The sequence below is a fragment of the Streptomyces sp. NPDC041968 genome (assembly GCF_055589025.1).
The window spans coordinates 58,893-75,025 of record NZ_JBVJCB010000007.1; the positions used below are offsets into that span (position 1 = coordinate 58,893).

General features: G+C 74.7%; 16 protein-coding genes. 13 read left to right on the forward strand and 3 right to left on the reverse strand.

Annotated features, from left to right (window positions below; genetic code table 11):
• Nucleotides 1-51: 51 nt before the first annotated feature.
• Both ACZ6EG_RS18275 and ACZ6EG_RS18280 read left to right on the forward strand, forming a co-directional pair.
• Nucleotides 52-978 (forward strand): helix-turn-helix transcriptional regulator, encoded by a 927-nt coding sequence (locus ACZ6EG_RS18275; RefSeq protein WP_469605658.1) that lies wholly within the window; start codon nt 52-54, stop codon nt 976-978.
• Between the two features lie 110 nt (nt 979-1,088).
• Nucleotides 1,089-2,426 carry a 6-phospho-beta-glucosidase gene (locus ACZ6EG_RS18280; RefSeq protein ID WP_469605661.1) on the forward strand — a complete coding sequence of 446 codons (1,338 nt, stop codon included), beginning with the start codon at nt 1,089-1,091 and terminating at the stop codon, nt 2,424-2,426.
• A 73-nt stretch (nt 2,427-2,499) separates the two neighbouring features.
• Here ACZ6EG_RS18280 and ACZ6EG_RS18285 read toward each other — a convergent pair whose 3' ends face one another.
• Nucleotides 2,500-3,804: an ATP-grasp domain-containing protein gene (locus ACZ6EG_RS18285; RefSeq protein WP_469605663.1), complete on the reverse strand. Its 1,305-nt coding sequence runs from the start codon at nt 3,802-3,804 to the stop codon at nt 2,500-2,502.
• A 282-nt stretch (nt 3,805-4,086) separates the two neighbouring features.
• Here ACZ6EG_RS18285 and ACZ6EG_RS18290 point away from each other — a divergent pair, with 282 nt between their 5' ends.
• Entirely contained in the window at nt 4,087-4,956 is an 870-nt protein-coding gene (locus tag ACZ6EG_RS18290) for a metallophosphoesterase family protein (RefSeq protein ID WP_391972433.1), read from the forward strand.
• On the forward strand, nt 4,953-5,633 hold the full coding sequence (locus ACZ6EG_RS18295) for a 4'-phosphopantetheinyl transferase family protein (protein ID WP_469605666.1): 681 nt from the start codon (nt 4,953-4,955) through the stop codon (nt 5,631-5,633). The genes ACZ6EG_RS18290 and ACZ6EG_RS18295 overlap by 4 nt, the downstream gene beginning before the upstream one ends.
• Before the next feature lie 28 nt (nt 5,634-5,661).
• On the opposite strand, the gene ACZ6EG_RS18300 is transcribed toward ACZ6EG_RS18295, so the two are convergent.
• Together ACZ6EG_RS18300 and ACZ6EG_RS18305 are read right to left on the reverse strand one after the other, a co-directional pair.
• A complete protein-coding gene (locus tag ACZ6EG_RS18300) occupies nt 5,662-5,898 on the reverse strand; it encodes a hypothetical protein (RefSeq protein WP_356610894.1) in 237 nt (78 codons plus the stop codon).
• A 93-nt stretch (nt 5,899-5,991) separates the two neighbouring features.
• Nucleotides 5,992-6,648: a helix-turn-helix domain-containing protein gene (locus ACZ6EG_RS18305; protein ID WP_391972481.1), complete on the reverse strand. Its 657-nt coding sequence runs from the start codon at nt 6,646-6,648 to the stop codon at nt 5,992-5,994.
• A 231-nt stretch (nt 6,649-6,879) separates the two neighbouring features.
• On the opposite strand from ACZ6EG_RS18305, the gene ACZ6EG_RS18310 reads away from it, so the two are divergent.
• The 9 genes from ACZ6EG_RS18310 to ramS all read left to right on the forward strand — a co-directional run bounded on the left by ACZ6EG_RS18310 (nt 6,880) and on the right by ramS (nt 16,121).
• Entirely contained in the window at nt 6,880-7,539 is a 660-nt protein-coding gene (locus ACZ6EG_RS18310; RefSeq protein ID WP_391972431.1) for an MmyB family transcriptional regulator, read from the forward strand.
• Nucleotides 7,540-7,609: 70 nt separating this feature from the next.
• The gene (locus tag ACZ6EG_RS18315; protein ID WP_469605671.1) at nt 7,610-8,761 is read left to right on the forward strand and encodes an NAD(P)/FAD-dependent oxidoreductase; all 1,152 of its coding nucleotides are present in this window, start codon (nt 7,610-7,612) and stop codon (nt 8,759-8,761) included.
• Nucleotides 8,758-9,057 (forward strand): (2Fe-2S)-binding protein, encoded by a 300-nt coding sequence (locus tag ACZ6EG_RS18320; protein ID WP_469605674.1) that lies wholly within the window; start codon nt 8,758-8,760, stop codon nt 9,055-9,057. The genes ACZ6EG_RS18315 and ACZ6EG_RS18320 overlap by 4 nt, the downstream gene beginning before the upstream one ends.
• Nucleotides 9,047-10,444, forward strand: a complete 1,398-nt coding sequence (locus tag ACZ6EG_RS18325) for an FAD/NAD(P)-dependent oxidoreductase (RefSeq protein ID WP_469605677.1) — start codon at nt 9,047-9,049, stop codon at nt 10,442-10,444. The genes ACZ6EG_RS18320 and ACZ6EG_RS18325 overlap by 11 nt, the downstream gene beginning before the upstream one ends.
• A gap of 18 nt (nt 10,445-10,462) precedes the next feature.
• Nucleotides 10,463-11,353 (forward strand): dihydrodipicolinate synthase family protein, encoded by an 891-nt coding sequence (locus ACZ6EG_RS18330; RefSeq protein ID WP_391972428.1) that lies wholly within the window; start codon nt 10,463-10,465, stop codon nt 11,351-11,353.
• Nucleotides 11,354-11,363: 10 nt separating this feature from the next.
• Entirely contained in the window at nt 11,364-12,365 is a 1,002-nt protein-coding gene (locus tag ACZ6EG_RS18335; protein ID WP_469605681.1) for a proline racemase family protein, read from the forward strand.
• A complete protein-coding gene (locus ACZ6EG_RS18340; RefSeq protein WP_391972426.1) occupies nt 12,362-13,054 on the forward strand; it encodes a GntR family transcriptional regulator in 693 nt (230 codons plus the stop codon). The genes ACZ6EG_RS18335 and ACZ6EG_RS18340 overlap by 4 nt, the downstream gene beginning before the upstream one ends.
• A 291-nt stretch (nt 13,055-13,345) precedes the next feature.
• Nucleotides 13,346-15,955, forward strand: a complete 2,610-nt coding sequence (gene lanKC, locus ACZ6EG_RS18345) for a class III lanthionine synthetase LanKC (RefSeq protein WP_469605686.1) — start codon at nt 13,346-13,348, stop codon at nt 15,953-15,955.
• A gap of 37 nt (nt 15,956-15,992) precedes the next feature.
• Nucleotides 15,993-16,121, forward strand: a complete 129-nt coding sequence (ramS, locus tag ACZ6EG_RS18350) for a mycelium formation morphogenetic lantipeptide SapB (protein ID WP_003972313.1) — start codon at nt 15,993-15,995, stop codon at nt 16,119-16,121.
• Nucleotides 16,122-16,133: the final 12 nt, after the last annotated feature.

Sequence of the window (16,133 nt, forward strand, 5' to 3'; positions counted from 1 at the left end):
TGGGACACGCCCGCGCGACCGGGCGCACGGGTGGAACGGCACGAGAAGGACATGGCGGACGAAAACATCCAAGACCGTGACGGTGGCGGCATCGGCGGAGGCGACGGGATCGACACCTTCCCCTTCCCGGTCGATCTCAGCCTCCTCGGCGTCGGTGTGCAGGTCGGTCCCATGGGCGCCGGCCGCACCTGGCACGCACACGCCCCGCTGCACCGTGTGCACCGCATCGACTTCCACGTCGTCATGCTCTTCACCGGCGGCCCGGTCCGTCACATGATCGACTTCACCGAGTACGAGGCGACGGCCGGCGACCTGCTGTGGATCCGGCCCGGACAGGTCCACCGCTTCTCGCAGGACAGCGAGTACCGCGGAACGGTGCTGACCATGCAGCCCGGCTTCCTGCCCCGCGCCACGGTGCAGGCCACCGGCCTCTACCGCTACGACCTGCCGCCCCTGCTCCACCCCGACGAGGCGCGGCTCGCCGGGCTGACGGCCGCGCTGGACCAGCTGCACCGGGAGTACGAGGACGCCACCACCCTGCCCCTCAGCCTGCACACCGCCGTACTGCGCCACACGCTCTCCGCGTTCCTGCTGCGCCTCGCCCATCTCGCGGTCAGCTCCGCGCGGGCGGCGCGCGAGGGCCTCGGGGACGTGCCGAACGACACCACCTTCACCCTCTTCCGGGACGCGGTCGAGCGGGGCTTCGCCACCAACCACAGCGTCAGCGCCTACGCCGACGCGCTCGGTTACTCCCGCCGCACCCTCGTCCGCGCGGTACGCGCCGCCACCGGAGAGACGCCCAAGGGGTTCATCGACAAGCGGGTCGTCCTGGAGGCCAAGCGCCTCCTCGCCCACACCGACATGCCCATCGGCCGGGTCGGCGCGGCGGTCGGCTTCCCGGACGCGGCGAACTTCTCCAAGTTCTTCCACCAGCACACGGACCAGACGCCGGCGGGGTTCCGGGCCGAGCTGCGCTGAAACGCCGTCACCCGCCGGGGTACGGGCGCCGGCGGTCGGTGTGCCGCACGGCCCGGCGTGCCATGATCGGCGCCAGGCGGAAGTGCGGCCGGTGAGGGAAGGGTGCGGGCGTGAGGCTGACGATTCTGGGCGGCGGCGGTTTCCGGGTGCCGCTCGTGTACGGCGCCCTGCTCGGGGACCGTGCCGAGGGACGCGTGACGCACGTCGTGCTGCACGACCTCGACGCGGCACGCCTGTCGGCGGTCACCAGGGTGCTGGCCGAACAGGCGGCCGGGGTGGCCGACGCGCCCGAGGTGACCGCCACGACCGATCTGGACGAGGCGCTGCGCGGCGCCGACTTCGTGTTCTCGGCGATCCGTGTCGGCGGCCTCGAAGGCCGCGCCGAGGACGAACGGGTGGCGCTCGCCGAGGGCGTGCTCGGGCAGGAGACGGTCGGCGCGGGCGGCATCGCCTACGGGCTGCGGACCGTTCCCGTCGCCGTGGACATCGCGCGCCGGGTGGCCCGGCTGGCGCCGGACGCCTGGGTCATCAACTTCACCAACCCGGCCGGTCTGGTCACCGAGGCCATGGCCCGTCACCTCGGCGACCGCGTCATCGGCATCTGCGACTCGCCGGTCGGTCTCGGCCGCCGCGTCGCCCGCGTGCTGGGCGCCGACCCGCGGCGGGCCTACGTCGACTACGTCGGCCTCAACCACCTCGGCTGGGTGCGCGGTCTGCGCGTCGCCGGCCGCGACGAACTCCCGCGGCTGCTCGCCGACCCGGCACTGCTCGGATCGTTCGAGGAGGGCCGGCTCTTCGGCGCCGAGTGGCTGCGCTCCCTCGGCGCGATCCCCAACGAGTACCTGCACTACTACTACTTCAACCGGGAGACCGTCCGCGCCTACCGGGAGGCCGACCGCACCCGGGGCGCCTTCCTGCGCGACCAGCAGGCCGCCTTCTACGAGGAGATGCGCCGGGCCGACGCCCCGGCGCTCGCCACCTGGGACCGCACCCGCGCCGAACGCGAGGCCACCTACATGGCCGAGAACCGGGAGACGGCGGGTGCGGGCGAGCGCGAGGCGGACGACCTGTCCGGCGGCTACGAGAAGGTGGCGCTGGCGCTGATGCGGGCCGTGGCCCGCGACGAGCGCACCACCCTCATCCTCAACGTCCGCAATCGCGGCACCCTGTCGGTGCTCGACGCCGACGCCGTGATCGAGGTCCCGTGCCTGGTCGACGCCAACGGCGCGCACCCGGTGGCCGTCGACCCGCTGCCCGCTCACGCCACCGGGCTGGTCTGCTCGGTCAAGGCGGTCGAGCGCGAGGTCATGACGGCGGCCGAGACCGGTTCCCGCACGGCGGCGGTACGTGCCTTCGCCCTGCATCCCCTGGTCGACTCGGTCGACGTCGCCCACCGCCTCGTCGACGGCTACACGGCGGTCCATCCCGGTCTGGCGTACCTCGGGTAGGAGCGGCCCCGCGCGACGGACGTGCCCCGTCCGTCCCACGGGGGCGGCCCGGTGCGCCCGCCGCGCGGCTCGCCTACGCGGGGGCGCCTGCGGCCGGGTGGTCCGGTGCCGGAGCGCCCACCGGGCCGGCGGCCGGCGCCACGGCCGACGGGCGACTGGCGGACGCAGGAGCCGAGGCCGGAGCAGGGGATGGAGCCGGAGCAGGGGCTGACGCCATAGCCGAAGCAGGAGATGGAGCCGAAGCCTGAGCCGATGCGCTCGCGGACGGGGACGGGGCCGGCGACAGCGACGCGGATACCGCCCCGGTGGTCGGGGCCGGTCCGCCGGGCGGTTCCGTGCGCTGGTGGGGGAGGGGCACCGGGCGCAGCGAGCGCGGCCCGGACACCACCGCGTAGTCCTGCCCCAGGAACGGCGGGGTCAGTTCGCCCGGATCGTCGCCGAGGGCCAGCCGGACCGCCGCCCAGGGCGCGTTGACGCCGCACAGCGCCAGCTGGTGCAGCCCGCCGGCCGGGCGGGTGTTGACGTCCATCAGGACGGGCCGGTCGCCGAACATCCGGAACTGCACGTTGGACAGGTGGTGCAGCCCGAACGTCTCGGCGATCAGCCGGGCCGGTCCCAGCCACCGTTCGTGGAGCGTGAACCCCCGGCGGCGGCCGTTCTTGGTGCGGCCCACGGCCAGCCGCACCCGGTCGTCGGGCCCGGTGAGGCAGTCCACGGAGACCTCCGGCTGCTCCAGCCGCGGCATCACCAGCCAGTCCACCGGCTCCTCGGCAGCCCGCAGCGCCTCGACGACCAGCGGCAGCGGCACCTCCGGGCTCGGGAAGCCGTTCAGGTGGGCGAGGGAGAACGGGGCGCGCGTGACCATCCGGAAACCCACGCCGCCCGCGCCGGACGCCGGTTTGAAACACGCCCGGTGTCCTTGCCCCTCCAACTCCTCGACCACGGCGATGAGTTCGTCGGCCGTGCGGACCCGCCACCAGGGTGGGACCGGCACGCCGACCGCCCGTACGGCCTCGTAGGCGACCACCTTGTCCTGGAAGACGGCCACCGCCTCCGGGGGCGGCGCCAGCAACGCCGTACCGGCCGCCTCGAACTCGGCACGGTGGGCCACGAGCGCCGCCTGGTGCAGCCGGGGCACGAACACGTGGATGCCCCGGCGCGCGCACTGGTCCAGGGCGTACTCGACGTATCCGGCCGGGGACAGGCCCTCGGGCTCCAGCTCGGCCGTGTCGGCGGCGGCAAGGACGGGGGAGTCCGGGTCGCCGTGCGTGGCGTGGATCTCGACGGCCCGGTCGGCGGGATTTCTCCGCAGCTGATCCATGAAGAAGACGTTCTCCGCGTACGTGCGGTTGAGCCAGACGCGTACGGGAGAAACCATGCAGGCCGCCTTTCGCGGGTCGCGGGCAGGGCGAAGCCGGCCGTGCCCGGCCAAGGGGGATGGAGGGACACCAAGCCGCCCTGCGCGGAGGGAGAATCGTGGCGGTGGTGTCGGGGCGATCATAGGGGGTCCCGTGCCCGGGAGCGCAAAGCGCGTCACACGCATGCGTCCGCGCTCCTGGGGGGGCGGGCGCACCCGCTGGTCCGATGGGGCGAGCCGCCCTTGTGAGCGGGTCCGGGATGTGATCTCGTGACCTCGAACGCGCGTCCGGAAGGGGTGGGGATGACGGCGACGGACGATGGTCCGGGGCAGCTGTGGGCCATCAGCGACCTGCACATCGGCTACGAGGAGAACCGCGCACTGGTCGAGAAGATGCGCCCGGAATCCGACGACGACTGGCTCCTGGTGGCCGGCGACGTGGCGGAGACCGTGGCCGACGTCCGCTGGGCCCTCGGCACCCTCGCGGACCGCTTCCGCCGGGTGATCTGGACCCCCGGGAACCACGAACTCTGGACGCACCCCAAGGACTCCGTCACCCTGCGTGGCGTCGCCCGCTACGAGCACCTCGTCGAGATGTGCCGCGAGCTGGGCGTGACGACGCCCGAGGACCCGTACCCGGTGTGGGAGGGCGCAGGCGGTCCGGCGGTCGTCGCGCCGCTGTTCCTGCTCTACGACTACTCGTTCCTGCCCACCGGATGCGCGACCAAGGACGAGGGGCTGGCGTACGCCCACGGCACCGGCGTCGTGTGCAACGACGAGTACCTGCTCCACCCCGACCCGTACCCGAGCCGCGAGGCCTGGTGCCGGGCGCGGGTCGCGGAGACCGAGCGCAGGCTCGCCGCGCTCCCGGGCGGGCTGCCGACGATCCTCGTCAACCACTACCCGCTGGACCGCCACCCCACCGACGTCCTGTGGTACCCGGAGTTCGCCATGTGGTGCGGCACCCGCCTGACCGCCGACTGGCACCGCAGGTTCCGGGTCGACACCATGGTCTACGGACACCTGCACATCCCGCGGACCACCTGGCACGAGGGCGTCCGCTTCGAGGAGGTGTCGGTGGGCTACCCCCGCGAGTGGCGCAAGCGGACCGGGCAGCCCGGACAGCTGCGCCGCATCCTGCCGTCGCCGCCGCGAGAGGGGACCGCCCGGTGATCGAGGACCTGCTGCCCGCCACCGTGGTCACCGTGGAGACCCACGGGCGGGACGACGCCGGGCACCTGCCCCTCTACCCGGAGGAGGCGGCTCTCGTGGCCCGGGCGGTCGACAAACGCCGCCGGGAGTTCACCGCGGTGCGGTCCTGCGCACGCCGGGCCATGGAGAAGCTCGGCGTGCCGGCCCAGCCCGTGCTCCACGGCGAACGCGGTGCGCCGCAGTGGCCGTCCGGGCTGGTCGGCAGCATGACCCATTGCGACGGCTACTGCGCCGCCGCCCTGGTCCGCGCCACCGACCTGGCCTCCGTCGGTATCGACGCCGAGCCCGACGGGCCGCTGCCGGACGGCGTCCTGCCCGGTGTGTCCCTGCCCGTCGAGGCGGAGCGGCTGCGCCGGCTGGCCCGGGAGCGGCCCGGCGTCCACTGGGACCGGCTCCTCTTCAGCGCCAAGGAGTCGGTCTACAAGGCGTGGTTCCCCCTGACCGGGCAGTGGCTGGACTTCATGGAGGCCGACATCGAGATCTCCGTGGACCCGGTGGATCCGCGCCGCGGCACCCTGCGCGCCGCTCTCCTGGTGCCCGGCCCCCTCGTGGGCGGACGGCGCCTCGGCCACTTCGACGGCCGCTGGACCGCACGGCACGGCCTGGTCGCCACGGCGGTCACGGTCCCGCACGCCTGAACCCCGCCCCCCGGCCCCGGGCCCCGGCTCACGGTCGTGGGCACCAGTCGCGCAGGAGCCGGAAGAACGCCTCCTCGTTCCCCGTCAGTCCGGCGGCCTCCAGCGCCCGTTCCGCCTCGGCCAGCACGGAGGGCGGGACGACGGGTGGGCGCGGGGCGTCCGCCGGGCCCGCCGCGGTGTCGAAGCCGGCCCGCACGGTGTGCAGGAGCCGCAGGTAGGCCTGAACGGCCGTGCGCTCGTGGTCGGTCAGTACGGCGGTGGTCATCGGTCGGCTCTCCCCACAACGACGTCAGCGGTCACGCGCCCCCGCACGGCGGTGGCACACGTCCAGCTTGCCGCCCACCACTGACAATCCCGCTCAGGACTCCGGTCGCTTGACGCTCTCCAGGAGCATGTCCAGCCACTCGGCGACCTTGTCGCGGTGCTTGTCGGTGGGGAGTTGCGCGGCCCGCCAGGCGATCCCGCGCACGCCGTGGTCCTGCAGCAGCCGCTCCAGGGGGTCGTCGTCGACCGCGGCCGCCTGCCGCTCCCGGTCGGCGAGCTGCTGCAACAGCTCCTGCTCGGTGCGCTGCAGGGCGCTCGCGAGCGCCTCGGGGTCCTCGGCGGTGAGGAACCCGGCGTGCACCCGGAAGAAGCGCTGGATGGCGTCGCAGTGCTCCATGGTGGGCCGCCGGTCACCGTTGATGAGGGCGCCCGCCTGCTGCCGGGACATGCCGGCGCCGTCGGCGATCTCCTGCTGGGTGTACTTGCGGCCGTTCGGCTTCAGCCGGGTACGGCGCAGCAGGTCCAGGCGCTGCACGAACCGGGCCTGCACGTCGGGTTCGCCGGCCGGGCGTCCGCCGAGCAGCGCGCCCGCCACGGACTCGGGGACGCCGGAGGCGGCGGACAGCCGGCCGACGTCGAAGACCTCGGCGTGCGGTACGCCGAGCCGGTCCGCGAGGTCGGCGACGCGGGCGACGACGGCGGACAGCGCCGCCGTCGGCATGGCACCCGGACCCTCGAAGCCACCCGTCACCGACAGCTCTCCTACGTCTCTCACAGGCCTCACAGGCTTTGCACAAGCGGTTGCCGTGAACTCCCGGAGAGTAGCCTGCCGCTCGAACTCACATCCAGGTCTCGCCACAACTGTGGCCTATTTCAGCCGTCAACAGGCACGAAATGCCACGATAGTTGACACGCCTCGCACCGGGGCACCAGGATCGGGACGCCGCGAGAAGGCCGCATAGGCAAGAGGGGTGACCTCCCGATGGCATTTCAGGCAGGAGGGCAGCGGCCGGCGCCGCGGCCCGCTCCCGCGACCCCCGACGCCCAGGCGTATCTCCAGGACTACACCGCGCTCCTGGAGGCCGTCGCCTTCCCGTCCCTCGTCGTCGACCACCGCTGGGACGTGGTCCTGACCAACAGCGCCTTCCGGACACTCTTCCGCGGGGCCGGACCGCACCCGACGGCCATGCCGGGCGACAACTTCCTCCGGTTCGTCCTCTTCCACCCGGACGCGTCCGGGGTCCTCGGGGAACACGAGTCGAGCTGGTGCCTGCCCATGCTCGCGCACTTCGCCGCCACCCTGGAGCGGTACGGCCACGACCCCGGGCTGCAGGCCGTCCGCCGCGACATCGCCCAGGACCCGATCATGGAGGCCGCCTACCGCCAGGGCCTGCCCCACTGGATGCGCGCCGTCGGCGCCGAGGCCGTCGAACACGACGGCGCGGTCCGGCCGTTGCACCACCCCGACCCGCGCTGGGGCGCCACCGAGTGCCGGGTCGTGGTGGAGACCCCGAGGGTGCTGGAGGAACTGGGCTACACCCGCCTGACGCTGGTCCTGCGCGAGCCGCGCCGTACGCCGCCCCGGCCCGCGCGGCCCCGTCGCGGCACCGCCCGGCTGAGGGTGGTCCCCGCCTCCGAGTGACACCGAGTGACCCCCGTGGGAGGGTCGCGGCCCTGTTCCCAGTCAGTGTGATGTGTGACATAGTACTGCCGTGATCGAGTCGCTGACCTGCGATGTCGTGGTAGTCGGGGCCGGAATGGTGGGCGCGGCCTGTGCGTGGTACGCCGCCCGATCGGGGCTCGACGTGATCGTCGTGGACCGCGGCCCGGTGGCCGGCGGCACCACCGGAGCGGGGGAGGGCAACCTCCTCGTCTCCGACAAGGCACCGGGGCCCGAGCTGGCCCTCGCCCTGCTGTCCGCCCGCCTGTGGACCGAACTGTCCGGGGAGCTGGGCCCCGCCGTCGAGTACGAGGCCAAGGGCGGTGTGGTCGTCGCCGAGACCCCCGAAGCGCTCGCCGGCCTGGAGACCTTCGCCGCCGGGCAGCGGGCGGCCGGGGTGGTGGCGGCGGCCGTCGCGGCGGACCGGATCCACGACCTGGAACCCCGCCTGGCCCTTGGTCTCGCGGGCGCCGTGCACTACCCCGAGGACGCCCAGGTGATGCCCGCCCTGGCCGCCGCCCACCTGCTGCGGGCCTCCGGGGCCCGGCTGCGCACCGGCCGGACGGTGACCGGCATCCGGCGCGGGCCCGACGGCGCCGTGCGCGGAGTACGTACCGACCGCGGCGACCTGCACGCACCGGCGGTCGTCAACGCGGCCGGACCCTGGGCCGGCGAGGTGGCCGCCCTGGCCGGTGTCCGGCTGCCGGTCCTGCCCAGGCGCGGCCACGTCCTCGTCACCGAACCGCTACCGCCCCGCGTGCGGCACAAGGTGTACGCCGCCGACTACGTCCACGACGTCGCCAGCGACTCGGCCGACCTGCGGACCTCCCCGGTCGTGGAGGGAACGGCAGCGGGGCCGGTCCTCATCGGCGCCAGCCGCGAACGGGTCGGCTTCGACCGGTCGGTGTCCGTGCCGGCGCTCCGGGCGCTGGCCGCGGGGGCGACGCGGCTGTTCCCCTTCCTCGCGGAGGTGCGGGCCGTGCGGACCTACGCCGGCTTCCGGCCGTACCTGCCCGACCACCTCCCGGCGATCGGCCCCGACCCGAGGGCACCCGGCCTCCTCCACGCCTGCGGGCACGAGGGAGCGGGCATCGGGCTGTCCACCGGCACCGGGCACCTGATCGCCCAACTGCTGAGCGGTGAACGGGCGGTCCTCGACCTCGACGCGTTCCGCCCCGACCGCTTCTCCGAGGAGGCCCCGTGAATCCCCTCCGGCTGGTCCGGGCGCGGCCCGCGCCCGCCCTCACCGTCATCGTCGACGGCCGGCCGGTCCAGGCGCTGCCCGGCCGGACCGTCGCCGCCGCGCTCTGGGCGGCCGGCATCACCTCCTGGCGCACCACCCGCGGCTCGGGTGGCCCGCGCGGGGTGTTCTGCGGGATCGGTGTGTGCTTCGACTGCCTGGTCACCGTCAACGACCGCCCCAACCAGCGCGCCTGTCTGGTTCCCGTGCGTCCCGGCGACAGCATCCGCACCCAGGCCGGGACCGGGCATGAGGACTGAGCTGGCGGTGGTCGGAGCGGGTCCGGCCGGGCTCGCGGCGGCCCTCGCGGCGGCGGCCGGAGGGCTGCGGGTGACGGTCCTCGACGCCGGGGACCGGCCCGGCGGGCAGTACTTCCGGCAGCCCGCCGTCGAGCTGGGCGCCCGGCGCCCGCAGGCCCTGCACCACCAGTGGCGCACCTGGGCGAGGCTGCGGGACGGGCTCGCCGACAGCGGCGTCCGCGTCCTGACGGAACACCACGTGTGGTTCGTCGAGGAGCGGTCCGGCGCTTTCACGGTGCGTGCCCTGCTCGGCCCCGGGCAGGACGAGCCGTCCGACGTGCACGCGGACGCGGTGCTGCTCGCCACCGGCGGCTACGAGCACGTCCTGCCCTTCCCCGGCTGGACCCTGCCCGGCGTCGTCACCGCCGGGGGCGCCCAGGCCATGCTCAAGGGCGGGCTGGTGGTGCCCGGGAGGACCGCCGTCGTGGCCGGCACCGGACCACTGCTGCTTCCGGTGGCGACCGGGCTCGCGGCGGCCGGTGTGCGGGTGGCGGCCCTCGTCGAGGCGGCCGACCCGAAGCGGATCGCCGGCCACGCCCGCGCCCTGGCCGGCAAACTCCCCGAGGGCGCGGGCCACGCCGCCCGGCTGCTGCGCCACCGCGTCCGCCCGCTCACCCGGCACGCCGTCGTCCGCGCCCACGGCGAGGACCGCCTGACCGGCGTGACCGTCGCCGCCCTCGACGCCGGCGGACGGGTCCGGCGCGGCACCGGACGCCACCTCGCCTGCGACACCCTGGCCGTCGGCCACGGCATGCTCCCGCACACCGACCTCGCCGACGGCCTCGGCTGCCGCCTGGACGGTCCGGCGGTGGCCGTCGACGCCGAGCAGCGCACGAGCGTCCCCGGCGTCTGGGCGGCCGGGGAGGCCACCGGCATCGGCGGCGCCGCCCTGGCCCTGGCCGAGGGGCACCTCGCCGGCCGCTCGATCGCGGCCCGGCTGCGGGGCCTCGAACCCGACCCGGCCGCAGCGGCGCGGGCCGCGAGGGCGCGCGAGACCCTGCGGACGGCCGCCGCCGCCCTCGCCGCCGCCTTCCCCCCGCCCGCCGGGTGGACCGGACAGATCACCGACGACACCGTGGTCTGCCGCTGCGAGGAGGTGACCGCCGGCGCCGTGAGGGAGGCCGTCGAGGGGCTCGGCGCGGGCGACGTCCGCACCGTCAAGCTGCTGACCCGCGCCGGGATGGGCTGGTGCCAGGGCCGGATGTGCGCCCCCGCGGTCGCCGGTCTCACCGGCTGCGAACCCGGCCCGGCGCGGCGGCCGTTCGCCCGCCCGGTGCCCCTCGGCGTGCTCGCCCGGGCGCGGCCCGAGGAACCCGAAGAGTCGCAGGAACCCGAAGAGACGCAGTGAAACCGAGAGAGGACCCTCATGACCGACCACCGTCCCTGGCGCGGCGTCCTCGTCGCCACCGCGCTGCCGCTGCGCGAGGACCTCTCCGTCGACCACGACGCCTATGCCCAGCACTGCGCCTGGCTGGTGGCGAACGGCTGCGACGGCGTCGTCCCCAACGGCTCCCTCGGTGAGTACCAGGTACTCACCCCCGAGGAGCGCGCCCGGGTCGTGGAGACCGCCGTCGCCGCGGTCGGCGGGGCACGGGTCGTGCCCGGCGTCGCGGCCTACGGCTCCGCCGAGGCCCGCCGCTGGGCCGAGCAGGCACGCGAGGCGGGCTGCGCCGCGGTGATGCTGCTGCCGCCCAACGCCTATCGTGCCGACGAGCGTTCCGTCCTCGCCCACTACGCGGAGGTGGCGCGGGCGGGACTGCCGGTCGTCGCCTACAACAACCCCGTCGACACCAAGGTGGACCTGGTGCCGGAACTGCTCGCCCGGCTGCACGGCGAGGGCCACATCCGGGCCGTGAAGGAGTTCTCCGGAGACGTCCGCCGCGCCTACCGCATCGCGGAACTGGCCCCGGAACTCGACCTGCTGGCAGGCGCCGACGACGTCCTGCTGGAGCTGGCGGTCGCGGGCGCCAAGGGCTGGATCGCCGGGTACCCCAACGCGCTGCCCGCCGCCTGCGTCGAGCTGTACCGCGCCGCCGTCGCCGGTGACCTGGCCACCGCCGAGCGGCTGTACCGGCTGCTGCACCCGCTGCTGCGCTGGGACTCGAAGGTCGAGTTCGTCCAGGCCATCAAGTGCTCCATGGACCTCGCCGGGCGGCCCGGTGGCCCCTGCCGCCCACCGCGCGTCCCGCTGCTGCCCGACCAGGAGGCCGCCGTCCGCGCCGCCACCGAGAAGGCCCTCGCGGCCGGACTCGCGTAGGGAGCCCCGTATGCGCAGCAGACTCGTCCTGCACGCCGTCGACTCGCACACCGAGGGCATGCCCACCCGGGTGGTCACCGGCGGCGTCGGCACCCTCCCCGGCGCGACCATGAACGAGCGGCGGCTGTACTTCCGCGAACACCGCGACGACGTCAAGCGGCTGCTGATGAACGAGCCGCGCGGCCACGCCGCCATGAGCGGCGCCGTCCTCCAGCCGCCCACCCGGCCCGACTGCGACTGGGGCGTCGTCTACATCGAGGTCTCCGGTTACCTGCCCATGTGCGGCCACGGCACCATCGGTGTGGCGACCGTCCTCGTCGAGACCGGCATGGTCGAGGTCGTCGAACCCGTCACCACCATCCGCCTCGACACCCCCGCCGGGGTCGTCGTCGCCGAGGTGGCCGTGGAGGGCGGCGCGGCCCGGGCGGTGACCCTGCGCAACGTCCCGTCCTTCGTCGTCGGCCTCGACCGCGAGGTCACCCTGCCCGACGGCCGGACCGTGCGGTACGACCTCGCCTACGGCGGCAACTTCTACGCGATCCTGCCCCTGGAGCGGCTCGGGCTGCCCTTCGAGCGGTCCCGCAAGGACGACATCCTCACCGCCGGGCTCGCCCTGATGGCGGCCGTCGACGAGGCGGAGGCACCGGTCCATCCCGAGGACCCGTCCATCCGTGGCTGCCACCACGTGCAGGTGACCGCGTCCGACGCCACCGCCCGCCACTCCCGGCACGCCATGGTGATCCACCCCGGCTGGTTCGACCGCTCGCCCTGCGGCACCGGCACCAGCGCCCGCATGGCCCAGCTCCACGCCCGGGGGCAACTTCCGCTGCACACCGAGTTCGTGAACGAGTCCTTCATCGGCACCCGGTTCACCGGACGGCTGCTCGGCACCACCGAGGTCGGGGGCCGGCCCGCCGTGCTGCCCAGCTTCACCGGCCGGGCCTGGATCACCGGCACCGCCCAGTACCTCCTGGACCCCGACGACCCCTTCCCCGCCGGGTTCGTGCTGTGAACGCCGGTCCCGCGCTGCCCGTCCTCGGAGGCAGGAAGACCAGTCACCGCGAGCGGGTCGCCGAGGCGCTGCGTGCCGCCCTCATCGCGGGCGAACTGCGCCCCGGCGAGGTCCACTCGGCGCCCCGGCTCGCCGCCCGCTTCGGCGTCTCCGCCACCCCCGTGCGCGAGGCGATGCTCGACCTCGCCAAGGAGGGGCTGGTCGACACCGTGCCCAACAAGGGGTTCCGGGTCACCGCCGTCTCCGACCGGCAGCTCGACGAGTACACGCACCTCCGGTCACTCATCGAGATCCCCACCACGGCCGCACTCGCGGGCACCGCCGACCCCGCGGCCCTGGAGGCACTGCGCCCGGTCGCCGAGGAGACCGTCGCCTCCGCCGTGGCCGGCGACCTCATCGCGTACGTCGACGCCGACCTGCGCTTCCACCTCGGGCTGCTGGGCCTGGCGGGCAACGCCCATCTGGTGGACGTCGTCCGGGACCTGCGCCGGCGCTCCCGGCTGTACGGGCTGACGGCCCTGGCCGAGCAGGGGCGGCTCCAGGCCTCGGCCGAGGAACACCTGGAGATCCTCGACGCGTTGCTCGCCCGCGACGAGGAGGCCGTGCGCGCGGCGACGACACGGCACCTGGGACACGTGCGGGGCCTGTGGGCGGCCCGCCCCGACCAGTCGGCGGCACATCCGGCCTGAGCGGCGGCGCCGCACGGACGGGCCGAGCGGGGGACACGGCCCCGGTGCGGAGTCCGGGCCGGGACACCGTGGCCGGGACGGGCGGACAGCGGTGCCTGGACGGGCCGGGACGCCGCTGCCCGGACGGGCCGGGACCGGCGCTCCGACGGCCCGTCACCCTCCCTCCGGGCGGCGCGCCCGCGAAGTTACCCGTGCGTTCCGCACGTCGGAGAGGTGACAGCGGCAACTGTGCGGGGCGGTGGGCGGCGTGACACCGTCATCTCCGTCAGCGACCGATGGGAGGGAGTAGACGTGAACCAGGGCTACGCCGTGTACTGCGACGCGGACCCGTACTTCTACGACGCTCCCCACCGCACGTCCCCGCGGACCGGTGCCGGGCGCTCCCGGTACGCCGCGGCCTCCCGGCCCGTGCCGGAGGGATGGCAGCGCAACGAGAGCGGCGACTGGCTCGCCCTGCGTCCGGTCGACGCCACCCTGCCCGACCAGGGCTGGAAGATCCACGTCGCGGCCTGTCTCGACAACGCCGAGAGCGTGCTGGACCGCGTGTGGCTGCACTGCGTCGAGCGCGGCACGGCCTTCAAGTTCGTGCCCAGCCGCTACCTGCTGCACCAGCGCAACGCCAAGTACGCCGACCGGGCCGGCAGCGGCAAGTTCATCACCGTGTACCCGGCCAACGAGGCGGACTTCGAGCGGCTCGTGGACGAGCTGTCCGGCCTGCTGGCCGGCGAACCCGGACCGCACATCCTGAGCGACCTGCGGATCGGCGAGGGCCCCGTGCACGTCCGGTACGGCGGCTTCACCCGCCGCAACTGCTACGACGCGAACGGCGAGCTGCGGCCGGCCGTCTCCGGCCCCGACGGTGTGCTCGTGCCCGACCTGCGCGGACCGGCCTTCCGCATACCCGACTGGGTGCGCCCGCCCGCCTTCCTGCGCCCGCACCTCGACGCCCGTGCCGCGGTGACCGTGACCGGCCTGCCCTACGCCATCGAGTCGGCGCTGCACTTCTCCAACGGCGGCGGCGTCTACCTCGCCCGGGACACCCGCACCGGCGAGCAGGTCGTCCTCAAGGAGGCCCGCCCGCACGCCGGTCTCGCGGCCGACGGCGCCGACGCGGTGGCCCGGCTGCACCGCGAACGCCGGGCGCTGGACATGCTGTCGGGGCTCGACTGCACGCCCGAGGTGCTGGACCACCTCACGGTCGGGGAGCACCACTTCCTCGTACTGGAGCACATCGACGGCAAGCCGCTCAACACCTTCTTCGCCCGTCGCCACCCGCTCATCGAGGCCGACCCGGACGAGCGGAGACTCGCCGAGTACACCGCCTGGGCCCTCGACGTCCACGCACGGGTGGAACGCGCCGTCGCCGACGTCCACGCCCGGGGCGTGGTCTTCAACGACCTGCACCTGTTCAACATCATGATCCGCGAGGACGACAGCGTCTCGCTGCTGGACTTCGAGGCCGCGCACCACGTCGACGAACCCGGCCGGCAGACCGTCGCCAACCCCGGCTTCGTGGCGCCGGCCGACCGGCGGGGCGTCGCGGTCGACCGGTACGCGCTGGCGTGTCTGCGGCTCGCGCTGTTCCTCCCGCTCACCAGCCTGCTGGCGCTCGACCGCCGCAAGGCGGCCCACCTCGCGGACGTGATCGCGGAGCGGTTCCCCGTGGACCGGACCTTCCTGGACGCGGCGGTCGACGAGATCACGGCCGGTGCCGACGGCGCCCGCCCTCGGCGGCGGCCGGCCGGTCCGGTGGCGCCGGTCCGGCCGAACGACTGGCCCCGCAGCCGGGAGTCGATGGCCGAGGCCGTCCGCGGCTCCGCGACGCCGTCCCGCACGGACCGGCTCTTCCCCGGCGACATCGCGCAGTTCGCCACGGCGGGCGGCGGGCTGGCCTTCGGCCACGGAGCGGCCGGAGTGCTGTACGCCCTGGCCGAGAGCGGGGCGGGGCGGGACGAGGACGGCGAGCAGTGGCTGCTGGAGCGGACCAAGCAACCGCCCTCGGGCATGCCGCACGGCTTCCACGACGGCCTGGCGGGCCTCGCCTGGACCCTGGAGCGTCTCGGCCACCGCGACCGCGCCCTCGACCTCGTCGAACTCCTCCTCGACCAGCCCTTCGGCCACCTGGGTCCCGACCTGCACAGCGGCACCGCCGGACTGGGCCTGGCCCTCGACTCGCTGGCCGCCACCACCGGGGAGAGCGCACTGCACGCGGTGGCCCTGCGCTGCGCCGAGCTGACCGCCGACGGCACCCGCGCCGGGAGCGAGGGCTCCGGCCGGCCCCGCGCGGGACTGCTGTACGGCGCCGCGGGACGCGCGCTGCTCTTCGTACGGCTCTTCGAACGCACCGGCGACCCGTCCTGCCTCGACCTGGCCCGTGACGCGCTGCGCGAGGACCTCGCCCGCTGCGTCCGCGGGGCGGGCGGCGCGCTGCAGGTGGACGAGGGCTGGCGCACCATGCCCTACCTGGGCGCGGGCAGCGTGGGCATCGGCATGGTGCTCGACGACTACCTGGCCCACCGGGACGACGAGGAGTTCGCCCGGGCGCGGGGCGAGATCGTGGCGGCGGCGCAGGCCATGTTCTACGCCCAACCCGGGCTCTACCGGGGCGTCGCCGGCATGGTGCTGTACCTCGGCCGGACCACCGCCGCGGTGCCCGGCACCGGCCCGGCGGCCGTCGGGCGCCAGCTCGAGGCCCTGGCCTGGCACGCCATGTCCTACCGTGACCGGCTCGCCTTCCCCGGCGAGCAGATGATGCGCCTGTCCATGGACCTCGCCACGGGCACGGCCGGATGCCTGCTGGCCGTCGCCTCCGTACGCGGCGACGAGCCCGCCGCCCTGCCGTTCCTGCCGCCGCTGCCGAAGGGCAGCGGCCCTCAGACTCGGCCCCGTCAGGGGTCGTGACCGAAGCACACCCGTTGCCGTACGAAGGGAACATGTCATGAACCTGTTTGACCTGCAGTCGATGGAGACCCCCAAGGAAGAGGCCATGGGGGACGTCGAGACCGGAAGCCGCGCGAGCCTGCTGCTCTGCGGCGACAGCAGCCTGAGCATCACCACCTGTAACTGACGCGGGAACTGA